General features: G+C 72.9%; 17 protein-coding genes. 10 read left to right on the top strand and 7 right to left on the bottom strand.

Going from position 1 to position 21,703, the window contains the following annotated elements; translation table 11 throughout:
* The first annotated feature begins 64 nt into the window (after nt 1–64).
* Nucleotides 65–1,540 carry a peptide MFS transporter gene (locus tag CKY47_RS15400; RefSeq protein ID WP_306746486.1) on the top strand — a complete coding sequence of 492 codons (1,476 nt, stop codon included), beginning with the start codon at nt 65–67 and terminating at the stop codon, nt 1,538–1,540.
* Between the two features lie 92 nt (nt 1,541–1,632).
* Here CKY47_RS15400 and CKY47_RS15395 read toward each other — a convergent pair whose 3' ends face one another.
* The gene (locus tag CKY47_RS15395; RefSeq protein ID WP_306746485.1) at nt 1,633–2,943 is read right to left on the bottom strand and encodes a cytochrome P450; all 1,311 of its coding nucleotides are present in this window, start codon (nt 2,941–2,943) and stop codon (nt 1,633–1,635) included.
* 69 nt (nt 2,944–3,012) lie between these two features.
* The gene (locus tag CKY47_RS15390; protein WP_306746484.1) at nt 3,013–4,188 is read right to left on the bottom strand and encodes a cytochrome P450 family protein; all 1,176 of its coding nucleotides are present in this window, start codon (nt 4,186–4,188) and stop codon (nt 3,013–3,015) included.
* 93 nt (nt 4,189–4,281) lie between these two features.
* Between CKY47_RS15390 and CKY47_RS15385 the strand changes: the two genes are divergently transcribed.
* Nucleotides 4,282–5,346: a TetR/AcrR family transcriptional regulator gene (locus tag CKY47_RS15385; RefSeq protein ID WP_306746483.1), complete on the top strand. Its 1,065-nt coding sequence runs from the start codon at nt 4,282–4,284 to the stop codon at nt 5,344–5,346.
* On the opposite strand, the gene CKY47_RS15380 is transcribed toward CKY47_RS15385, so the two are convergent.
* Both CKY47_RS15380 and CKY47_RS15375 read right to left on the bottom strand, forming a co-directional pair.
* The gene (locus tag CKY47_RS15380) at nt 5,343–5,807 is read right to left on the bottom strand and encodes an acyl-CoA thioesterase (protein ID WP_306746482.1); all 465 of its coding nucleotides are present in this window, start codon (nt 5,805–5,807) and stop codon (nt 5,343–5,345) included. The two genes, CKY47_RS15385 and CKY47_RS15380, sit on opposite strands and share 4 nt — an antisense overlap.
* Nucleotides 5,808–5,880: 73 nt before the next feature.
* Nucleotides 5,881–6,474 carry a TetR/AcrR family transcriptional regulator gene (locus CKY47_RS15375; RefSeq protein WP_306746481.1) on the bottom strand — a complete coding sequence of 198 codons (594 nt, stop codon included), beginning with the start codon at nt 6,472–6,474 and terminating at the stop codon, nt 5,881–5,883.
* 128 nt (nt 6,475–6,602) lie between these two features.
* On the opposite strand from CKY47_RS15375, the gene CKY47_RS15370 reads away from it, so the two are divergent.
* The 5 genes from CKY47_RS15370 to egtD all read left to right on the top strand — a co-directional run bounded on the left by CKY47_RS15370 (nt 6,603) and on the right by egtD (nt 11,790).
* Nucleotides 6,603–7,190, top strand: a complete 588-nt coding sequence (locus CKY47_RS15370; protein ID WP_306746480.1) for a Scr1 family TA system antitoxin-like transcriptional regulator — start codon at nt 6,603–6,605, stop codon at nt 7,188–7,190.
* Between the two features lie 283 nt (nt 7,191–7,473).
* Nucleotides 7,474–8,727: a glutamate-cysteine ligase family protein gene (locus tag CKY47_RS15365; protein ID WP_306746479.1), complete on the top strand. Its 1,254-nt coding sequence runs from the start codon at nt 7,474–7,476 to the stop codon at nt 8,725–8,727.
* Entirely contained in the window at nt 8,724–10,067 is a 1,344-nt protein-coding gene (gene egtB / locus CKY47_RS15360; RefSeq protein ID WP_306746478.1) for an ergothioneine biosynthesis protein EgtB, read from the top strand. Before CKY47_RS15365 ends, egtB begins: the two co-directional genes overlap by 4 nt.
* A gap of 2 nt (nt 10,068–10,069) precedes the next feature.
* Entirely contained in the window at nt 10,070–10,819 is a 750-nt protein-coding gene (egtC, locus tag CKY47_RS15355; RefSeq protein ID WP_306746477.1) for an ergothioneine biosynthesis protein EgtC, read from the top strand.
* A complete protein-coding gene (gene egtD, locus CKY47_RS15350; protein WP_306746476.1) occupies nt 10,816–11,790 on the top strand; it encodes an L-histidine N(alpha)-methyltransferase in 975 nt (324 codons plus the stop codon). The genes egtC and egtD overlap by 4 nt, the downstream gene beginning before the upstream one ends.
* 81 nt (nt 11,791–11,871) lie before the next feature.
* Here the strand turns inward: egtD and CKY47_RS15345 are convergent, their stop codons facing one another.
* Nucleotides 11,872–12,258 carry a DUF4037 domain-containing protein gene (locus tag CKY47_RS15345; RefSeq protein WP_306746475.1) on the bottom strand — a complete coding sequence of 129 codons (387 nt, stop codon included), beginning with the start codon at nt 12,256–12,258 and terminating at the stop codon, nt 11,872–11,874.
* A gap of 652 nt (nt 12,259–12,910) precedes the next feature.
* Here CKY47_RS15345 and CKY47_RS15340 point away from each other — a divergent pair.
* The gene (locus CKY47_RS15340) at nt 12,911–14,518 is read left to right on the top strand and encodes an alpha/beta hydrolase (protein WP_306746474.1); all 1,608 of its coding nucleotides are present in this window, start codon (nt 12,911–12,913) and stop codon (nt 14,516–14,518) included.
* Between the two features lie 227 nt (nt 14,519–14,745).
* On the opposite strand, the gene CKY47_RS15335 is transcribed toward CKY47_RS15340, so the two are convergent.
* Complete coding sequence (locus tag CKY47_RS15335; RefSeq protein ID WP_306746473.1) at nt 14,746–16,932, bottom strand: pectate lyase family protein; 2,187 nt, start codon at nt 16,930–16,932, stop codon at nt 14,746–14,748.
* Nucleotides 16,933–17,282: 350 nt separating this feature from the next.
* Entirely contained in the window at nt 17,283–20,114 is a 2,832-nt protein-coding gene (locus CKY47_RS15330; RefSeq protein WP_306746472.1) for an aconitate hydratase, read from the bottom strand.
* Between the two features lie 178 nt (nt 20,115–20,292).
* Between CKY47_RS15330 and CKY47_RS15325 the strand changes: the two genes are divergently transcribed.
* Together CKY47_RS15325 and CKY47_RS15320 are read left to right on the top strand one after the other, a co-directional pair.
* Nucleotides 20,293–21,036 (top strand): ATP-binding cassette domain-containing protein, encoded by a 744-nt coding sequence (locus CKY47_RS15325; protein WP_306746470.1) that lies wholly within the window; start codon nt 20,293–20,295, stop codon nt 21,034–21,036.
* Nucleotides 21,033–21,680 carry a hypothetical protein gene (locus CKY47_RS15320; RefSeq protein ID WP_306746469.1) on the top strand — a complete coding sequence of 216 codons (648 nt, stop codon included), beginning with the start codon at nt 21,033–21,035 and terminating at the stop codon, nt 21,678–21,680. Before CKY47_RS15325 ends, CKY47_RS15320 begins: the two co-directional genes overlap by 4 nt.
* The last annotated feature ends 23 nt before the right edge of the window (nt 21,681–21,703 follow it).

Below are 21,703 nucleotides of genomic sequence, written 5' to 3'. Positions count from 1 at the left end.
ACGCCCATCCGGCGTAACGTGAGCCGAACGCCGCGGGTGACATCGTTGACATCAGGAGGACCCAGTGAGCGCCACGAGCGCCGTCTCCACCCCGCAGCGGGGCTTCTTCGGCCACCCACGAGGATTGTCCACGCTGTTCTTCACGGAGCTGTGGGAGCGCTTCTCCTACTACGGGATGAAGGCGATCCTCGCCTACTACCTGTACCGCTCCACGGCCGAAGGCGCTCTCGGGCTCGACAAGAGCTTCGCGCTCTCGCTCGTCGCCATCTACGGCGCCGCCGTCTACATGTCCGGCGTCGCGGGCGGCTGGCTCGCCGACCGCGTGCTGGGCGGCCAGCGGGCCGTCTTCTACGGCGGCGTGCTGATCATGCTCGGGCACGTCGCGCTGGCGCTGCCGATCGGTCTGGCGGGCGTCTACACCGGCCTGATCCTGATCGTGCTGGGCACCGGCCTGCTCAAGCCGAACATCTCCACGGTCGTCGGCGGCCTGTACGCCAAGGACGACCCGCGCCGCGACGCCGGCTTCACGATCTTCTACATGGGCATCAACCTCGGCGGCTTCCTCGCGCCGCTGGTGTGCGGTTTCCTGGGCGAGAACTACGACTGGCACCTCGGCTTCGGCGCCGCCGCCGTCGGCATGGCGCTCGGCCTGGTCGTCTACCGGCTGGGGAGGCGCGGCCTGGGCGACTCCGCCGCCGCGCCGACGAACCCGCTGCCCGAGGGCGACCGCGTCCGCGTGATCGGCCGCATCGCCGCCGTCACCCTCGGCGCGGTGGCCGTGGTGGCGCTGCTCGTGGTGCTCGGCGTGCTGGGCGCGGAGGGCGTGATCAACCTGATCAGCCTGTTCTCCGTGCTGCTGCCGATCGGCTACTTCGTGGTGATGATCCGCAGCCCGCGCACCACGTCGGACGAGCGCTCGCGCGTCATCGCCTACATCCCGCTGTTCATCGCGGCGGCCATGTTCTGGCTGCTGTTCGAGCAGAGCGCCACGGTGATCGCCGCGTTCGCCGACACCCGCGTGGACAACTCCTTCCTGGGCCTGACGTTCCCGCCGTCGTTCATCCAGTCGATCAACCCGGTGATGATCATCGCGATCGCGCCGCTGTTCGCGCTGCTGTGGGTGAAGCTGGGCAAGCGCCAGCCGGTGACGCCGCGCAAGTTCGGCTACGCGCTGCTGCTGGTCGGCCTGTCGTTCCTGCTGATGATGATCGTCAGCCAGGGCGACCCGTCGGTCCGCGTGAGCTTCCTGTGGCTGGTGCTCATGTACCTGGTGATGACCTGCGGCGAGCTGCTGCTGTCCCCGGTGGGCCTCTCGGTGACCACCAAGCTGGCGCCGCGCGCGTTCGCCTCGCAGACCATGGGCCTGTGGTTCCTCGCGGCGGCGGCCGGCCAGGGCGTGGGCGCGATCGTGGTGCGGTTCTACAGCGACGAGACGGCCGTGACCTACTTCGGCGTGCTCGGCGGCGTGGCGATCCTGCTGGGCGTGGCGCTGGTCGCGTCGACCAAGTCCATCCACCGCCTGATGCGGGGCGTGGACTGAGGTCCCGCGCCGGAGCGGAGAGGCGAGGACCCGCCGCGGCGGCGGTGCGGCGGGTCTGCTCGCCGGTCCCAGTCTGCACCACGACCCGTGGTTCAGCCGGTGATTTCCACCATCGGGTGGCGATGTGTCGCGTGCGCCGGAACGGTGCCCGTCGTGACGGGGAAGTGGGCGGCGCCGCGGATGACGCGGGACGGACGGCGGCGCACGCGGCCCGCGGGTCGCAGGTCCGGGAAGCGGGTGAACAGCCCGCGCAGCGCCGCGGCGGCCTCCATCCGCGCCAGGCCCGCGCCCAGGCAGTAGTGGATGCCCGAGGAGAACGCGAGGTGCTCGCGCACGTCCGCGCGGTCGGGGTCGAAGCGGTGCGGGTCGGCGAAGACGGCCGGGTCGCGGTTGGCCCCCGCGAGCAGCAGCATCACCGGCGTGCCCGAGGGCACCCTCGTCCCGGCGATCACGGTGGACTCGGCCGGCACGCGCACCGTGTACTGCACCGGCGGGTCCGTGCGCAGGGTCTCCTCGACCACGGCGTCCGCGTGCGACGGGTCGGCGACGAGGCGTTCGCGGACGGCGGGGTCGCCGAGCACGGCCAGCACCGCGTTGCCGATGAGGTTGACCGTCGTCTCGAACCCCGCGACCAGCAGCAGCCCGGTGGTGGCGACCAGGTCCTCGCGGCTCAGGTCCTCGCGGGACACCAGCGCCGAGACGGCGTCGTCGCCGGGTTCGCGCCTGCGGAAGGCGATCAGGTCGTCCAGGAACGCGTCGAACTCGCGCAGCGCGGTGTGCAGGGCGCGCATCTCGCCCATGTCCCGCACGCCGTCGATCGCGTTGACCAGCGCGCTGCCCCACCGGGCGAACGACGCGTGGTCCGCGTTCGGCACGCCGAGCAGTTCCGTGATCACCTGGATCGGCACGCGCGCCGCGAAGTCGCCGACCAGGTCGAAGGTCCCGCGCGCGGCGACCTCGTCGAGGTGGGCGTGGACGACGCGCTCGACGGTCGCGGCCTGCGCCCGCAGCCCGCGCGGCGTGAACCACGGCGTCACCAGCCGCCGCAGCCGCGTGTGGTCGGGCGGGTTGCGCGCCAGGAACGACTCCTCGACCGGGTTCACCAGCCGTCGCCCGCCCGCGTGGGCCGTGGAGTCCACGGGCGCCAGCGCGTTCGGCGGCAGCACGCCGAAGCCCGGGTCGCGCAGCAGCGACGAGCACACCTCGTGCGACGCGGTGAGGTAGAGGCCCAGCCGGCTCCGGACCAGCACGCCGGCGCGGCGCACCCGTTCGTACTCGGCGTACGGGTCGTGGGCCGAACCCATCCCGACGACCCGGGCGGCCGGGTCGCCGAGCAGGGCGTGGGCGCGGACGGCGGCGCGCCCCAGTAACAGCAGCGTTGCGTTCTTCACGGTGGACGGCATGCGCCCACGGTGTCGCAGAGGCCGCGAAGGATCAAGGACGCGGGACGGGAACGGGTGCCCGGGTTCCCGTCAGCGGGTGACCACCAGCGACGCGAGCCGCCACGTGCCGCCGTCCGGGATCGGTCGGGGCTCCTCGGCCAGGACCAGGTCCGGGAACCGCCGCAGCACCGCGCCCAGCGCCACCTCGGTCTGGACCCGCGCGAACGCCGCGCCCAGGCAGAAGTGCGGGCCGTGGGAGTAGGCGAGGTGACCGGCGCCCGGCGCGCGCGTGACGTCCAGCTCGTCGGGCGAGTCGAACACGCGGGGGTCGCGGTTGGCCGACACGATCGACGCCGTCACCGCCTCGCCCGCGCCGATCACGACGTCCCCGATCACCACCTCCTCCGTCGTGTACCGGGGCGTGGTGAGCAGCTGCGGCCCCACCCACCGGGTCAGCTCCTCCACGGCGCCGGGCAGCAGGTCGGGGTCGGCGCGCAGCGCGGCGAGCTGGTCGGGGTGCGCGAGCAGCGCGTGCAGGGCGTTGGTGACGAGGTTCGTCGGCGTCTGCCCGGCCAGCACCAGGTGCCACACGAGGGCGACCAGTTCGGTGTCGGTGAACCGGTCACCGTCCTCGGCCCGGGTGCGCAGCAGCTCGGAGAGGAGGTCGTCGCCCGGTTCGGCCCGGCACCGCGCCACGGCGGCCCGCGCGCCTTCCACGATCTCCGGGACGGCCTTCGTGAACGCCGTGCCGTCGCCGTAGCCCGCGGCGACCGCGGCGCCCAGTTCCCGCCACCGGGTGCGGTCGGCGTCGGGGATGCCGACGAGCTCGCAGATCGCCTCCATCGGCAGCGGGCGGGAGAGGTGGGCGTGCAGGTCCACCTCTCCCCCGGGCAGCGCGTCGAGCAGCCCGTCCACGATCCGCTCGAAGCGGGGCCGGAAGGCGTCGGCGCGCCGGGCGGTGAACGCGGGGGAGGCGAGCCTGCGCAGCCGCGTGTGCTCGGGGCCGTCCAGCTCGGACATCGTGCGCATGTACCGGAGGCAGTGCTCGGGGATGCCGGGCGGGCGCAGGTAGCTCTTGGCGTCCATCGCGAAGCGCGGGTCGGTGAGCATCGCGCGGGCGTCGCCGTGCCGGGTGACGATCCACAGCGAACCCAGGCCGGGCACGGGCATCCGCGCCACGGGGGAGTCCTCGCGCGCCGCGCCGTAGGCGGTGAACGGGTCGAGCAGCACGCCGGGGTCGGCGGGGTCGATCTCGGGAACGGTCAACGCATCCTCCGGATGTTCAAATCAGATGTTCTTGTCATCTGGATGTCGACGGTATCGTGAGCCGACGACGCGGGGCAACGAGGGGGTGCGGCGGTGCGGCTGAGCAGGGCCGAGACGCAGGAGCGCAACCGGGCACGGGTGCTCGCGGCGGCACGGGAGGAGTTCGCCGAGCGCGGGTTCCGCGACGCCAAGATCGACACCATCGCCCAGCGCGCCGACCTCACCAGGGGCGCGGTGTACTCGAACTTCCCCGGCAAGCGCGCCCTCTACTTCGCGGTGCTCGCCGACCTCGCCGCACGGGCCGCCGCCCCGCCGTCCGCCCGCGCGGGCGAGGACCTGCGCGGCTCACTCGGCTCGCTGGCCCGGGCCTGGGTCACCTCCCTCGCCCACGACCCGCTGCACCGCGACTTCCTGCCCGAGGTGACCGCCGACGAGGTCACGCGACGACCGTTCGCCCAGCTGCTCGCGCTCGACGCCCTGCTGCTCGCCCTCGCCATGGAGGCCCTCGACCCCGTCACCCGCACGCCGGGCGCGCCGCACCACCGCCTGTCCCGCGACGCCCAGGCGGTGCTGACGACCCTGCACGGCGCGTCCCAGCTCGCCGGCGCCGCCCCCGGCTTCGGCGAACCGTTCGACGTGGTCAGCGCGTGCGAGCAGCTCGCCGGGCTGGACCTCACCGACTGGTGGGTGCCCCCCGCCGGACCGCCGGTGACCACGTTCGACGCGCCGTGGGACCCGCCGGTCGGCGTCGACCTCGTGCGCGACGCGCCCGTGACGCCCGGACCCGACGGCGTGGTCGTCGTGCTGGGGCTCAACCGCCTCGCCGCGGCCGAGGACGCGGCGCGGGGCGGCGGACCGGTCACCGTGGCGGTGGTGACCGGCGAGCCGGGGGAGCTGGCGCCGTTGGCCCGCTTCACCGTCACGCAGCTCACCTCGTGCCTGCGGCAGGCGTTCCCCGCCGCCGCCTGGCCCCGCGTCGCGGTGGTCTGCGACGAGACCTCGGCCCTCGCCCGCGCGGCCGGCGTGCCCGCGGTGAGCGACGAGACCGAGGTCGCCGTGCGCGTCGAGGCGGGGCGGGTGGTCGCGCGTGCCGAGGGCGCGGGCGCGGGACACGCGGTCCGCGCCGCGCTCACCCCCGGGGTGCGGGCACGGACCTAGCCCCGGGGCGTGGGCACGGACCTGGTGGCGCGCGCCGTGCGGCCGGCCGCCGGGCGGCGTTCCAGGACCTTGCGGAAGTCCTCCGGGATCGGCGTGCTGCGCAGCTCCGGCGTGCCGAACGAGACGTACCGGTTCCAGCCCGTCGCCACCGGCGTGCCGTCCACGTCCGCGTCGAACCCCATGGTCAGCGTCGTCGTGCCCAGCGTGCGGACGCGCACCCCGATCCGCAGCAGGTCGTCGAACCGCGCCGGGTTCAGGTAGCGGATCGACGTCTCGGCCACCACGAAGTCCACGCCGTGCCGCTCCAGCTCCCGGTAGGAGCCGAGCAGCGACCGCAGCGTCTCCACCATCGCCGCCTCGAAGAACACGGCGTAGCGGGAGGCGTGGACGATCCCCTGGCGGTCGCAGTCGACCGGGCGCACCCGCACCCGGTGCACGTGGGCAGGACGCGGGTCAGCCATGCGCGCGATACTAGGGCGTCGCGCGCCCGTGCGACCCCGGCCCAACGGTGACTGCTCCGAGTGACGCCGCCCGTCAGCCGGTCCGGCGGTGCCTGCGGACGCTCTCCTCGACCAGGTCCAGCACCGGCTCCAGGTCGTCCGCCGGCAGGCCCATGGCCAGGTGCGACACCAGGCCCTCCAGCACCAGCTCCAGGAACGAGGTCAGCACGTCGACGTCCACGTCGTCGCGCAGGTTGCCCGCCTCGCGCTGGCGGGCCAGCCGCTGCCGCGTCGCGTCGGTCAACTGCCGCGACCGCTCCGCCCACCGGGCCCGGAACTCCGGGTCCGTGCGCAGCCGGCGCGACACCTCCAGGCGGGTGCCCAACCAGTCGGCCGGGTGCTCGGCGTCGCTGGGGCCGGGCGCCGACAGCAGGTCGCGCATCACCTGCACCAACCCCTGCTCGGCCACCACCTCCGCCATCCGCAGGGCGTCGTCCTCGGCGAGCGCGAGGAACAGCGACTCCTTGTCCCGGAAGTGGTGGAAGATGGCACCCCTGGACAGGCCGGTAGCCTCCTCCAGGCGGCGGACGGTCGCGCCTTCGTAGCCGAAGCGCGCGAAACACGCACGCGCGCCGTCGAGGATCTGGCGGCGACGGGCATCGAGGTGGTCCTGGCTCACCCTGGGCACCGGTCGATGTTGCCAGTACCGCACTGTGAAATCCAATCAGTACGTACGGCTTGGGCATGTCCCCTTTGGTGTGCATTTGCCGCGTCGGGCTCGGACCACCGGAGTCGTCCTCGCTACGGTGACCCACCGTGACCGCTGGTGAGGAAGTCCGACCGTCGTTGCGCCTGGTGGCGGGCCTCGGCCGGGCGGGGGGCGGACCGTCCACCGCGGACCGCTTCCGCCGCGGGCCCGACCTGATCGACCTGATCCGGCTGGTCGGCGCCGGGCCGGCGCCGACCGCCGAAGGCGTGCGGGAAGCCGGTGCCGGGGTGGTCGTGTTCGAGACCCTGTGCGTGCCGGGACCACTGCGCACGGCCGCGTACGCGCTGGCGCTGGGTGACGGCGACGCCGGCGACGGGCAGCGGACGGCGGTCCGGTACTTCGTGCACGAGGCGGCGCTGCACGCCGAGGTCGGCGACGCGGACGTGATGGCCGGGCAGTGCGAGGCCCTGGCCGAGGCGGCGCGGGAGGCGGCGGTGCGCCTCGTGCCGTTCCGGGCGGGGCACGGGGGGAGGCTGCGCTCCTCGTTCACCGAGCCGTGGGGCGGGCCGAGGGGTGGGCTGCTGGAGCGGATAGCGCTGGACGTGCCGGCGTCGATCGACGCCTTCCGCGTCCGAGCCGGGTCCTACCGGGCACGGGGAGGTCCTGCGGACACCGCCGCCCGTGGGCGCACGTGAGCGCACGCGCCCGCGCGGAAGCCGAAGTGCGCCCGGCAGGCCGGCCACCGGCGGCCGGCCCGGCGAGGTTGCCGGTGGCGGGCTGCGGCCTCGACGGCGGGTGACGCGCCGGGGAACCCCCGGTGTCCGTCCTCCCGCCCGAGTCCGACAATTCCGTTTCGCCCGACCGGGTGCGCCTCGCGCACCGACATGTCATTGATCCGCAAGGGTTTCGGCCTCCTGCGTGTGTCAGTCCCCCCGTGTAGCGTCGAACGGACGACGAAGATCACGGGGAGTGACGCCGTTGACTGCTGTCCGAAACACACCGGCCCCCGGTCCCGCGCCCGCGGTGTTCCGGGACCGCGCCGAGGCCGAGGCCTACGTCGCCTCGGTCTGCTTCAAGCACGGGCCTCCGAGACTGCTCGGAGTGGAACTGGAGTTCACCGTCCACCACGCCGACGACCCGGCCCGACCGCTCGACGCCAGGACCCTCGCGTCGGCACTCGGCAAGCACGCCCCGCCGACCCTGGTCCCCGACAGCCCCCAGCGACCGTTGCCGTCCGGCACCCCGCTGACCGTGGAGCCCGGCGGACAGGTCGAGATCTCCACCCCGCCCCGCGAGTCGTTGACCGACCTCCTCACCGTCGTCGCCGAGGACGTCACCCACCTCCGGGAGCTGCTGGAACCCGCCGGACTGCGCCTCGGGCAACGGGGCGCCGACCCGTTCCGCCCACCCCGTCGCATGCTCCGGGTACCCCGCTACGCCGCGATGGAACGCGCCTTCGCCCCCCTCGGGCCCGAGGGCATCACGATGATGTGCAGCACGGCCGGCCTCCAGGTGTGCCTGGACTTCGGCCACGCCGAGGACCTCCCCAAGCGCTGGGCCGCCGTCCACGCGCTGGGTCCCGTCCTCAACGCCCTGTTCGCCAACTCGCCGGGCGTCAACGGCCGCCGCACGGACTGGGCCAGCGCACGGATGCGCACGCTCTACGCCACGGATCCCGTGCGCACCCGCCCCGCCGCGGTGTGCGCGGACCCGGCGCGTGCCTGGGCGAGGCGCGTCCTCGACACGCCCGTCATCGCCATCCGCAGACCCGGGCCGGACTGGGCACCGCCGCACCCGCTGACCTTCGCCGACTGGGTCGCCGGCGCACTGGACCGGCCGGCCACCCGCGACGACCTCGACTACCACCTGACGCTCCAGTTCCCGCCGGTCCGGCCGCGCGGTTACCTGGAGGTCCGCTACCTCGACACCCCGCCGGACGGCGGGTGGTTGCCGCCGGTGGTGCTGATGGCCGCGCTGTTCAGCACGCCCGACACGGTGGACGGCGTGCTCGCGGCCACCGAGACCGCCGCGGGCCGCTGGCTCGCCGCCGCGCGCTACGGCCTGCGGGACCCGGTGCTGGCCCGTGCCGCGCGCGATGTCGTCGACCTGGGCTGCGCCGCGCTGTGCCACACCGACCTGACCGACGAGCAGACGGCGGCCATCGCCGCCGAACTGCACCGCACGATCGACGACAAGACCGGCGAGGACGAGACCGGAGGGGGCCGTTCATGACCGCACGGGAGACGACCGGACCGGGCACCACGACCACCGGGGCCCTGCGCGACCACGTCGCGGCCCAGCTCACCAGGGCGCGCGACCGCAGCAGGCTCCTCACCGACGCCGTCGACGACCACGACCTCGTGCGCCAGCACTCGAAGCTGATGTCGCCGCTGGTGTGGGACCTCGCGCACATCGGCAACCAGGAGGAGCTCTGGCTGGTGCGCGACGTGGGAGGGCGCGAACCGGTCCGCCAGGACATCGACGAGCTGTACGACGCGTTCAAGCACGCCCGCTCGGCCCGCCCGGAGCTGCCGCTGCTCGGCCCCGCCGAGGCGCGCCGGTACGTCGGCGAGGTCCGCGACAAGGTGTTCGACGTGCTGGAGAGCAGCCCGCTGGAGGGGCGCAGGCTGCTCGACGGCGGGTTCGCGTTCGGCATGATCGTGCAGCACGAGCAGCAGCACGCCGAGACGATGCTGGCCACGCACCAGTTGCGCGTCGGCGACCCGGTGCTGGACGCCCCGCCACCGCCGCGCGGCGGCCCCGTCGGACCGGCCGAGGTGCTGGTGCCCGGCGGCCCGTTCACGATGGGCACCTCGACCGAGGCGTGGGCGCTGGACAACGAACGGCCCGCGCACCGGGTCGTCACGGACCCGTTCTTCATCGACACCGCGCCCGTCACGAACGGCGCGTACGCCGACTTCATCGCCGACGGCGGCTACCGGGACCCGCGCTGGTGGAGCGAGGCGGGCTGGGCGCACGCCCGGCAGGCGTCCCTGCACGCGCCCCGCTTCTGGGAGCGCCAGGGCGACCGGTGGCTCCGCACGGCGTTCGGGGTCACCGCGCCGGTCGACCCCGACCAGCCGGTGGTGCACGTCTGCTTCCACGAGGCCGAGGCGTACGCGAGGTGGGCGGGCAAGCGGCTGCCCACCGAGATCGAGTGGGAGAAGGCGGCCCGCTTCGACCCCGCCACCGGCCGGTCGCGCCGCTACCCGTGGGGTGACGGGGAGCCGACGGAGGCGCACGCCAACCTCGGTCAGCGGCACCTGTCGCCGGCGCCGGTCGGCGCGTACCCGGCGGGCGCGTCGGCGCTGGGCGTGCACCAGCTCATCGGCGACGTGTGGGAGTGGACCAGCTCGGACTTCCGCGGCTACGCCGGCTTCGAGGTGTTCCCGTACGCCGAGTACTCGCAGGTGTTCTTCGGACCGGATCACAAGGTGCTGCGCGGCGGGTCGTTCGGGAGCGACGCGTCGGCGGTGCGCTCGACGTTCCGCAACTGGGACTACCCGATCCGGCGGCAGATCTTCGCCGGGTTCCGCTGCGCGCGGGACGCGGAGCGGGACGAGCTGACCTGACGGTGTGCCGCCACCTGGGTTACCTGGGTCCCGCCGTGCCCGTGTCCGCCCTGGTGCACGACCCGCCGCACTCGCTGGTGCGGCAGTCGTACGCGCCGGGGGACATGCGCGGCGGCGGCACGGTCAACGTGGACGGCTACGGCGTGGGCTGGTACCCCGCGCCGGGCGGTCCGGCGGTGCGCTACCGCCGGGCGGGCACGATCTGGTCGGACGAGAACCTGGCGCAGCTGTGCCGGGTGACGGTGTCGGGCGCGGTGCTGGCCGCCGTGCGGTCGGCGACGGTGGGCATGCCGGTGGCCGACACCGCGTGCGCGCCGTTCACCGACGGCCGGTGGCTGTTCAGCCACAACGGCCGCGTCGCCGACTGGCCGGAGTCCGTCGTGGACCTCGCGCGGGCGCTGCCCACGGCCGCGCTGCTGACGCTGGACGCGCCGACCGACTCGGCGCTGCTGTGGGCGCTGGTGCGGTCCCGGCTGGCGGCGGGCGAGGGCCCCGCCGCCGCGCTGGCCGGCGTGGTGTCCGACGTGGCCGCCGCCGCACCCGACTCCCGGCTCAACCTGCTGCTCACCGACGGGACCGCGCTCGTCGGCACCACGTGGACCCACTCCCTGTGGGTGCGCGCGGGTGGCGGCGCGGTGACGCTCGCCTCCGAGCCGCTCGACGACGACCCGCGCTGGCGCGAGGTCCCCGACGGGTGCGTCGTCGCGGCTGATGTGTCTACAGTGGACGTTCAACCGATTGGACGAGGATGACCGAGCCTGTGCTGGACGTGCACCTGACGCCCGAGGACGCCGCGGTCGCGCTGCGCGCCGAGGCGAGGGCCGGGCTGACCGCGTACCCCAAGTGGGTGTCACCCAAGTGGTTCTACGACGCGGTCGGCAGCCGGCTGTTCGAGGAGATCACCCGACTGCCCGAGTACTACCCGACCCGCGCGGAGCGGGAGATCCTGCTGGAGCGGGCGGCGGAGGTCGCGGCGACGACCGGCGCGCACGCCCTCGTCGAGCTGGGGTCCGGTTCGTCGGAGAAGACGCGGCTGCTGCTCAGCGCGCTGCGCGACCAGGGCTCGCTGCGCGAGTTCGTGCCCCTGGACGTGTCGTCGTCGGCGCTGGTCGAGGCGGCGCGGGCGATCCTCGCCGACTACCCGGGCCTGCACGTGCACGGCGTGGTCGGTGACTTCACCGAGCACCTCGACCTGCTGCCCGGCACGTCGCCGCGCCTGGTGGCGTTCCTCGGCGGCACCATCGGCAACCTGATCCCCGAGGAGCGCGCCAAGTTCCTCTCCTCGGTGCGCGACGTCCTCGACGAAGGGGAGTGGCTGCTGCTGGGCACCGACCTCGTCAAGGACCCGGACGTGCTGGTCCGCGCCTACGACGACGCCCGGGGCGTGACGGCGGAGTTCAACCGGAACGTGCTGCGCGTCCTCGACCGCGAGCTGGACGCCGACTTCGACCCGGACGACTTCGCGCACGTCGCGCTGTGGAACGCCGAGGAGGAGTGGATCGAGATGCGGCTCCGGGCCGTGCGGCCCGTCGAGGCGCACGTGGCCGCGCTCGACCTCGACGTGACGTTCGCCGAGGGCGAGGAGCTGCGCACCGAGGTGTCGGCGAAGTTCCGGCGCGAGGGCGTGGAGCGCGAGCTGGGCGCCGCCGGGTTCGAGCTCCACCGCTGGTGGACCGACGCCGAGGGCCGGTTCGCGCTCTCCCTGGCCCGCGCCGCCGCCTGACCCACCCGCGAGTCGTACCCCCGACCCGCGCGAGTCGTACGTTCGCGCCCCGGGAGTCGTACGCCCGGACCTCTGAGTTCTTTACTCGCGAGTGTAGAACTCAGGGGGCTTGGACGTACGACTCCCGGGGGCTGGGGGTACGACTCGCGCGGGTCGGGGGAGGCGGAGGGCGGCCGGGCGGGTCGGGTGGGAGAGCACGTCGGTGCTGTCGACGTGCTGGTCGACGGCACCGACGAGCGGCAGCGCCGCCACCTCGGGGTCGGCGTACCGGGCGAACGCGATGCCCGGCCACTTCGAGTGCGGCGGGTAGCGGCGGTCCAGCAGCAACCGCGGCCGCATCAGGTCCCGCACCAGCCGGGCGGCGACCACGGCCGAGCCCAACTCGTCGCCCACCTCGCGCAGCGGCCCACGAACGCCCTCCTCCTGCGACACGCGCAGCCACTGGCAGGCCAGCACGTGCCGCCCCACGTCGTCCGGGTACCAGGCCAGTGCGTCGCGCGCCGCCGCCGGCTGCCCAGCCCGTCGTGGAACACCCCGCCCCCGGTGGTCTCCGCCAGCCGCTGCGTCGGCGCGGCCAGCAGTCCGCCGTGGTGACGCCCGCGCGCGGGTCGAACCCGAGCCGCCGGTCGAACCAGGTGCCCAGGTCCGTCACCTCCACGCGGTGCGCCACCGGGCCGTCGGTGTGCGCCGGCACCGCGCTCGCGCCCTCGCCGTCACCGCCGGCGAAGTGCGTCGGGTAGCCCAGGAACACCGTCGGCAGGTGCTCCGACAACGCCGCCCGGACGTCCCCGGCGCGCGGGTCGTCCGGGTCGAGGAACAGCCGGAGGCGCGGACCCCACTCGTGGTCGGCGGAGCGCTCGGTGTCGAAGCCCAGCACCTCCGACCCGGGACCGATCAGCGCCGCGCTGTGCGGAACCTCCCCGAAGTGCGCCCTGACCAGCGGTTCGACCGCCTCGCGGTAGAAGCGCCGGGACAGTTCGAGGCCGGGGAGGAACCGTTTGCCGGACACGAATCCTCCGTTCTGCGGGTGTTGCTCACCACGAACCAGTGAAAGCCTCGCGCGGTGGCGTCGCGGAGTCACTGAGGGGCGACGCCGAGTGAAGCGAGGGAGCACCACCCCATGCAACTCAGATTCAGAGCACTGGCTCTGACCGTGGCCGCGGGCACCGCCCTCTCCGGCCTGGTCGCAACCGGTTCCGCCACCGCGCAAGACGCCCAGCACGCCCAGGGCGCGACCCCCATCCAGTGGTCGACCTGCGCCGACGACGTGCTCGCCGAGATCCCCGCGGCCGAGCGCGCCAAGGTCAGCTGCGCCAACCACCCCGTGCCGCTCGACCACGCCAGGCCGCGCGGGCCCAAGATCACGGTCGCGCTGATGAAGCGCCCGGCCGAGGACCAGGCCAACCGGATCGGCTCGCTGTTCATCAACCCGGGCGGTCCGGGTGGCGCGGGCCTGATCTACTCCGCCTACGGCGGCTCGTTCTTCCAGCCCGAGGTCATGAAGCGGTTCGACCTCATCGGCTTCGACCCGCGCGGTGTCGGCCGCAGCACGCCGCTGCGCTGCTTCCAGACCCTGGAAGAGGCCGACGAGGTGTTCGGCCGCATGTCGGCCATCCCGATCACCCGCACCGAGATCCGCGACACGATGGCCGCCACCGTCGACTACACCGACGCGTGCGCCCGCAACGCCGGTCCGCTGCTCCAGCACATGTCCACCGAGGCCGTCGCGCGCGACCTCGACCTGTTCCGGCAGGGCGTGGGCGACCGGCAGCTGACCTTCGTCGGCTTCTCCTACGGCACGCTGCTCGGCGCGACCTACGCCAACATCTTCCCGTCGAAGTCCCGCGCCCTGGTGCTGGACGGCAACGTCGACCCGAAGCTGCGCACCACCAACGGCCCGGAGTACGACCGGCAGCGAGCCAAGGGCGGCTTCGAGCTGGCGCTCGACGCGTTCCTCGACCGCTGCGACGCCGAGGGCGACAAGTGCGCCTACAGCGAGGGCGACCCGCGCGCCAAGTTCGACGAGGTCCGCGACCACCTGCGCACCGAACCGGTCGCGCTGCCCTCGGGTGAGGTCGTGACGCTGTCCGGCTACGTCGGCCGCGTCGCGAGCGACCTGTACGCGCCGACCCGCTTCAAGGCGCTCGCCGCGTGGCTCCAGAGCGTCTACGCGGTGCTGCACCCCGGTGCGGCGACGTTCTCCGCGCAGGAGCAGGCAGCCCTGCTGCCGCCGCTGAACAACAGGCGCGGCCTGGCCGACATCCGCGCCGGGATCACCGCCGACACCCCGTACGAGTACGACGACTCGTACTACGGCGTGAACTGCACCGACAAGCCGTTCCTGCGCGTGCCGCAGCTGTTCCCGGTGCTGGCCGCGAAGTGGGAGCGCGAGTCGCCCACGTTCGGCCGCTACCAGGCCGCGTCGGACCTGCTGACCTGCCCGACCTGGCCGGTGCCGCGCCCGGACCGCTGGGCGGGCCCGTGGAACAAGCGCACGCCGAACCCGGTCGTCGTGGTGGGCAACTACTACGACCCGGCCACGCAGTACGAGTTCTCCAAGCGGATGACCGCGCAGCTCGGCAACGCGCGGCTCGTCAGCGTGGACGCGTTCGGGCACTGCATCCTCGGCGACAGCGCGGGCGTCGACACCCTGGTGACCGACTACCTGGTCAACCTCAAGGCCCCGGCCGACGGCCAGGTCTTCCAGCCCAACGCCCAACCGTTCTGAACCGGTCGGGTGCGGTCGTCGTGAACGCGACGGCCGCACCCGATGGAGGGCACGGCGTTGGGCGGGAGGCGAGCACCGGAATACTCCGTGCACTCCTCTGGAGACCGGTGACCTGCGGCCGGACGCGGGGGCGGCGGTGGCCGGCGTCAACGACGGCGACCACGACCTGTGAACGGGTCGGGGGCCGCCCACCTCGTCGTGGACGGCCCCCGGGTCGTGCGCGGCGGTCAGATCCTGCCGGTGCCCGCGCCCGCGGTGACGAGCGCCTTCACGTTCGCCGCCGGGTCGGTCGTGTACTGGTAGTAGGTGCGCGGGTCCTGGACGGAACCGCCCACCACCGGGTTCCCGGACTCACCGGTGAACAGGTTGTCCTTCTGCACGATGTTGCCCTTGGGGCCCGCGTAGCTGGTGGTCATGGGCTCCTCGACGTCGTCGAAGTGGTTGCCCTCCACCCAGCAGCCCGCCTGCGCCTGGCACGCCACGCCGACGTCGCTGTTGTCGAAGAAGTAGTTGTTGAACACGTGGACCGGGTTGCCGAACCGCACGCGCGGGTTGCGCTGCGGGGTCTTGTCGAACCAGTTGTGGTGGTAGGTGACCTTCAGGTAGCCGATGTCCTGGGCGCCGTTGCCGTCGTCGTGGCCCAGCAGCATGTTCTTGGTGTGGTTGTGCGTGTGGTTCCACGACACGGTCACGTAGCTCGACCCGCGCTTGATGTCGATCAGGCCGTCCTTGCCCGCCGACAGGTCGTTGTGGTCGATCCAGATGTGGTGGCTGAACATCTGGACGTTGATCGAGTCGTCGTTCGCGCCCCGGAACACCATGTTGCGGATGATCACGTTGTGCACGGCGTCCGCCGGGGGAGAGGTCGCGTTCGACACCGGCAGGCCGACGTTCAGCCCGCCGCCGGTGATGCCCGACGCGGAGCCCACGCCGATGATCGTCTTGTCGGACGACACGTCGTACATGCCGGCCGGCAGGGTGATGAGGCCCTGCACGCGGACCACGCGCGGCCCGTCGGCCTTGATGTTGGCGATGAAGTCGGTGGCGTTGGTGACGGTGACCTCGGGACCGCCCGCGCCGCCGGTGGTGCCGTTCTGGCCGAGCGCGTCCACCGACGCGAAGCCCACCGGTCCGCCGGTCGGCGGGACGGGGCCGTCGGTCGTGCGCGCGGTGACCGTGCCGGACGCGGGTGAGGTGTTGCCGGCCGCGTCGCGGGCCACGACGTAGAACGTGTGGTCGGTGTTCGCGGCCAGGCCGGTGGCGGTGAAGCCCGGCGTGCTCGACGTGCCGACCTGCGCGCCGCCCTGCCGGTGCACCGTGTAGCCGGTGACGCCGACGTCGTCCGTGGAGGCGGTCCAGCCGAGGGTGATGCTGGACGACGTGGACGCCGTGGCGCGCAGGCCGCTCGGGGCGCTGGGCGCGGTGGTGTCGGGGGTCGGGTTGCCGAGCTTGCCGACGCCCGCGCCGGCGCTGACGGAGGCGGGCACGGTGTTCGGGTCGTCCACCGAGTACTGGTAGTAGGTGCGCGGCTCGACGACCGTGCCGTCCGACTCGGGTGCGCCGGAGTTCACGAACACGTTGTTGCGCTGCACCAGGCGGCCGGGGTCCGACTCGAAGATCTGGATCTTCGTCGGCGCGGCGACGTTGTCGAAGTAGTTGCCCTCGACGAGCACGCCCGCGTCCATGGCGGTCGCCGCGCCGTAGGAGTCGGTGCCCCGGATGTTCCGGTAGTAGTTGTTGAACACGTGCACCGGGTCGGCGAACCGCACGCGCGGGTTGCGCTCGGCCGTGCCGTCGAAGAGGTTGTGGTGGTAGGTGATGCGCAGCTTGCCGCGGTCCTGGCCGCCGTTGCCGTCGGAGTGGCCGACGAGCGAGTTCTTCGTCTGGTCGTGGAACCTGTTCCAGGACACGGTGACGTAGTCCGAGCCGCGCTTCACGTCGAGCGCGCCGTCCGAGGCGCCCGAGATGTCGTTGTGGTCGACCCACACGTGGTGCGCGCCGTCGGTGATGTTGATGGCGTCGTCGCCCGCGCCGGTGAAGGTCAGGTTGCGGATGATCACGTTGCTGGTGCCGTCGACGTCCAGTCCGCCACCGGTGATCCGGCCGGCGGTGCCGACCCCGGTGATCGTCTTGTTCGAGGCGACGTCCTGCATGCCGCTCAACGGGATCGTGCCGTTGACGCGGATGGTCATCGGCGCGCTGCTCTTCACGGCGGTGATGAACGCCGACGCGGTGGAGACCGTCACGGTCGCGCCGCCCGCGCCGCCGGTGGTCCCGTTCTGCCCGAGCGCGTTCACCGACGCGAAGCCGATCGGGGACGCCTCCGCGGCGGCGGCGGGTGTGGTCGCGGTGATGGCCGTGGTGACCCCGCCGATGAGCGTCGCGGCGATCGCCAACGCGGTTGTTCTCCTCACGAGAGTCCTCCATTGGACCGGTGCCGACCTCGTCGTCGGCAGTACGCGGATTGAGCACCTGGCGGCGATGTCGCCACTTTCAAGGGGTCGGTTCGCGAATGTCAACGAATTTCACAACCGTGCACCTGTTCGACAGATTCGACAGATTTCGACGGTTTATTCGACACCGTTTCACGTATGTGTGAGGAATTGATTCCAGGTCGTCTGGAAAATAACCGCGGAATGGTCACGGGCATTCACCCGGCGTCTTGTGCGCACGGCGCGGGGCCGATGGGCCCGTGCCGCCGGACCGCTGACACGCGGCAGGGGCCGCCCACCCGGAGGTGGACGGCCCCTGACCGGTCGGTCGACTAGCTGCGGACCATCTTGCGGAGCACGTACTGCATGATGCCGCCGTTGCGGTAGTAGTCGGCCTCACCGGGGGTGTCGATGCGGACCACCGCGTCGAACTCCACCTTCGAGCCGTCGCCCTTCGCGGCGGTCACGTGCACCGTGCGCGGCGTGTCGCCGTCGTTCAGCGCGGTGACGCCGGTGAAGTCGAACGTCTCGGTGCCGTCCAGGCCGAGCGACGACGCGGTCTCGCCGTTCGGGAACTGGAGCGGGAGGACGCCCATGCCGATCAGGTTGGAGCGGTGGATGCGCTCGAACGACTCGGCGATGACGGCGCGCACGCCCAGCAGCGAGGTGCCCTTCGCGGCCCAGTCGCGCGACGAGCCGGAGCCGTACTCCTTGCCCGCCAGCACCACCAGCGGCACGCCGGCCTCGGCGTAGGCCACCGACGCGTCGTAGATCGTGGTCTGCGGCGCGCCCTCCTCCAGGAAGTTGCGGGTGAAGCCGCCCTGCACGCCCTGCCCGTTGTTCTCGTCGGCGAGCAGCAGGTTGCGCAGCCGGATGTTGGCGAACGTGCCGCGGATCATGACCTCGTGGTTGCCGCGTCGCGAGCCGTAGGAGTTGAAGTCCTTGCGCTCGACGCCGTGCTCGGTGAGGTACTCGCCCGCGGGCGAGTCGACCTTGATCGCGCCGGCCGGGGAGATGTGGTCGGTGGTCACCGAGTCGCCCAGCAGCGCCAGCACGCGCGCGCCGCCGATCTCGGTCACCGGGGCCGGCTCCATCTCCATGCCCTCGAAGTACGGGGGCTTCCGCACGTAGGTGGAGTCCTCCGCCCACTCGAACGTCTTGCCGGTCGGCGTGGGCAGCGACTGCCAGCGCTGGTCGCCGGCGAACACGTCGGCGTAGCCCTTGGTGAAGCCCTCCGGCGAGATCGACGCGGCGACGACCTCGGAGATCTCCTGCGGCGACGGCCAGATGTCGGCCAGGTACACCGGCTCGCCGTTCTGGTCGGTGCCCAGCGGCTCGGTGGTGATGTCCTTGTCCATCGAACCGGCCAGCGCGTACGCCACCACGAGCGGCGGGGACGCCAGGTAGTTCATCTTGATGTCCGGGTTGATCCGGCCCTCGAAGTTCCGGTTGCCCGACAGCACCGACACCGCGGCGAGGTCGCCGTGGGCGATGCCCGCCGAGATCTCGTCCTGGAGCGGGCCGGAGTTGCCGATGCACGTGGTGCAGCCGTAGCCGACCAGGTGGAAGCCCAGCTTCTCCAGGTAGGGCATGAGGCCGGCGCGCTCGTAGTAGTCCATGACGACCTTGGAGCCCGGCGCCAGGGTGGTCTTCACCCACGGCTTGCGCTCCAGGCCCTTCTCCACGGCCTTCTTCGCGAGCAGCGCCGCGCCGATCATCACCGACGGGTTCGAGGTGTTGGTGCACGAGGTGATCGCGGCGATCGCGACCGCGCCGTGGTCCAGCTCGAACTCGGCGCCGTCCAGGCTCACCCTCACCGGGTTGGACGGGCGGCCCTGGGCGCCCTCGGCGGCGGTGTGGACGATGCGCGGCGCGCCGCCGGCGTCGCCGTCGGCGGGCGCGATCGGGTCGCTGGCCGGGAACGTCTCCTCGACGGCCTCGTCCACGCTGGACTCGGAGGTCTCCTCGGTGTCCGACACGTACGCGCCGAGCGCCTGCCGGAACGCCGACTTGGCGGCGGTCAGCTCGATGCGGTCCTGGGGGCGCTTCGGGCCGGCGATCGACGGGACGACCGTCGACAGGTCCAGCTCCAGCGACTCGGAGTACACCGGCTCGACCGACGGGTCGTGCCACAGGCCCTGCTCCTTGGCGTACGCCTCGACCAGCGCCAGCTGCTCGGCCGAGCGGCCGGTCAGCTTGAGGTAGTCGATGGTCTCGCCGTCGATCGGGAAGATCGCGCAGGTCGAGCCGAACTCGGGGCTCATGTTGCCGATGGTGGCGCGGTTGGCCAGCGGCACCGCGCCGACGCCCGAGCCGTAGAACTCGACGAACTTGCCGACGACGCCGTGCCGGCGCAGCATCTCGGTGATCGTCAGCACCAGGTCGGTGGCGGTGGCGCCCGCGGGCAGCTCGCCGTGCAGCTTGAAGCCGACGACGCGCGGGATCAGCATCGACACGGGCTGGCCGAGCATCGCGGCCTCGGCCTCGATGCCGCCGACGCCCCAGCCGAGCACGCCGATGCCGTTGACCATGGTGGTGTGGCTGTCGGTGCCCACCAGGGTGTCCGGGTACGCCTGGCCGTTGCGGACCATGACGACGCGGGCCAGGTGCTCGATGTTCACCTGGTGCACGATGCCGGTGCCCGGCGGGACGACCTTGAACTCGTCGAACGCGGTCTGCCCCCAGCGCAGGAACTGGTAGCGCTCCCTGTTGCGCTCGTACTCCAGGTCCACGTTCAGCTCGAACGCGTCCGGGCGGCCGAAGATGTCGGCGATCACCGAGTGGTCGATGACCAGCTCGGCCGGGGCCAGCGGGTTGACCTTCGTCGGGTCGCCGCCCAGCTGGGTGACGGCCTCGCGCATGGTGGCCAGGTCGACCACGCAGGGCACGCCGGTGAAGTCCTGCATCACCACGCGGCCCGGGGTGAACTGGATCTCCGTGTCCGGCTCGGCCGACGGGTCCCAGCCGGCGAGGGCCCGCACGTGGTCGGCGGTGATGTTCGCGCCGTCCTCGGTGCGGAGCAGGTTCTCCAGCAGGATCTTCAAGCTGTACGGCAGGCGCTCCGCGCCGTCGACCGCGCTCAGCCGGAACACCTCGTACGAGGCGTCGCCGACGGTGAGCGTGCCGCGGGCGCCGAAGCTGTCCTTGCTCGCTGGTGCAGTCACGGGAACTCCATCTGGTGACATCTGGTGACGCGCAAAGTCGGTTGGGAACTCTTGGTCGGATCTGCTGCCGAGTCTTCCGCACCTGTCGGCACGGTGCCCTCCTACCCCAAACAGTACGCTTGTCCTGTATGCGGCTTCAACCCGGCCCCACCCCCGTCCGGGCATCATCACACCCGTGGTGCGCCTTGATCGAATCGGCAAGCGCTACGGCCGCGGGCCGTGGGTGCTGCGCGACTTCACGCTCGACGTCGGCCCCGGCGAGGTGGTGGCGCTGCGCGGCGGCAACGGGTCGGGCAAGTCCACCGCGCTGCGCGTCGCGGCCGGGGTCACCGCCCCGTCGTCCGGGCGCGTCGAGCGCGGCCCGTCGGTCGGGTACGTGCCCGAGCGCTTCCCGACCGGGGTGGGGCTGTCCGCGCACGACTACCTGCGCCACCTGGCCGCCGTGCGCGGCGTGCCCGTGCGCCGGGAGCTGCTCGACGACCTCGGTTTCGTCGGCGACCCGGACGCGCCGCTGGCCACCCTGTCCAAGGGCAACGCGCAGAAGGTCGCGCTGGTCCAGGCCCTGCACGCCACCGACCTGCTGGTCCTCGACGAGCCGTGGTCCGGCCTCGACGCGGCGGCCGGCGCGGTGCTGGTGGAGCTGGTGGCGGCCTCCGGGGCGGCCGTCGTGCTCACCGACCACCACGGGCACGACGTGCCCGGCATGCGCGAGGTGGTGCTCGGCTCGGTGCGCGCGGGCGGCGTGGTGATCGAACTCGACCGGGTCGGCGAATCGTTCCCGCTGATCAGCGGCCTGGAGGGGGTGTCGGAGGCGCGGGCGGTCGGTGGCGGCGCGCGCGTCGAGGTGCGGTCCGGCTACAGCGACGGCGTGCTCGCCGAGGCGCTGCGACTGGGCTGCTCGGTGCGGAGCGTGCGGTCGTGACCGCGCTGGTGCGGTACCTGCTCGCCGACGTGCTGCGGACCCAGCGCTGGCTGCCCCCGCTGCTGCTGTTCGCGGCCGTGCTCGGGATGCTCTACGCCTCCGACGCCGGCCCGCCGCTGCCCGCGTACGCCGGGACGTGCGTGCTGGTCTACCCGGTGTCGGCGTGGCTCACCGCTGTCATCGCGACCGCCGAGGACCCGGTGCGGCGCTCGGTCACCGTCGTCGCGGCCGGCGGCTGGGGTCGCGTGCAGGCCGCCGTGGCGGTGCTGGCGTCCCTCGCCGCCGTGGCGCTCGCCGCGGTGGCCGCGCTGGTGCCCGTGCTGACGCAGCCGCGCCCCTACCCGCCGGCGACCGTCCTGGAGGGCTTCGCCGCGCTCGCGGTGTGCGCGCTGGTCGGGGTCGGCGTGGGCGTGCTGTGCGGGCGGCCGGTGATCACCCGGGCCGGCTGGTCGGTGCTCGCGTCCGCCGCCCTCCTCGTGCTCGTGCTCCTCGTCGGGCGCACCCCGCCCGTGGGCAACGTGCTGTGGTCGCTGTCCCACCAGGACGGCGTCACCGGCGCGCTCGCGCTCTCCGGCGCGCTCGCCGTGCTGTTCGTGGTGGCCGCCACCCGGCTCGGGACGGCACTCGGCCCCCGCCGCGGGTGATCCGCGACGGGGGCCGGGAGGCG

It is taken from the genome of Saccharothrix longispora (assembly GCF_030852425.1).
Lineage (GTDB): Bacteria > Actinomycetota > Actinomycetes > Mycobacteriales > Pseudonocardiaceae > Actinosynnema > Actinosynnema longispora.
This window is presented reverse-complemented; position numbering and strand designations above follow the sequence as displayed.

Bases quoted from the DNA above. Each gene is read 5' to 3' on its own strand.
- CKY47_RS15395 (WP_306746485.1), bottom strand. From the start codon at position 2,943: ATGCCGTCCACCGTGAAGAACGCAACGCTGCTGTTACTGGGGCGCGCC.
- CKY47_RS15340 (WP_306746474.1), top strand. From the start codon at position 12,911: ATGCAACTCAGATTCAGAGCACTGGCTCTGACCGTGGCCGCGGGCACC.
- egtD (WP_306746476.1), top strand. From the start codon at position 10,816: ATGACCGAGCCTGTGCTGGACGTGCACCTGACGCCCGAGGACGCCGCG.
- egtB (WP_306746478.1), top strand. From the start codon at position 8,724: ATGACCGCACGGGAGACGACCGGACCGGGCACCACGACCACCGGGGCC.
- CKY47_RS15380 (WP_306746482.1), bottom strand. From the start codon at position 5,807: ATGGCTGACCCGCGTCCTGCCCACGTGCACCGGGTGCGGGTGCGCCCG.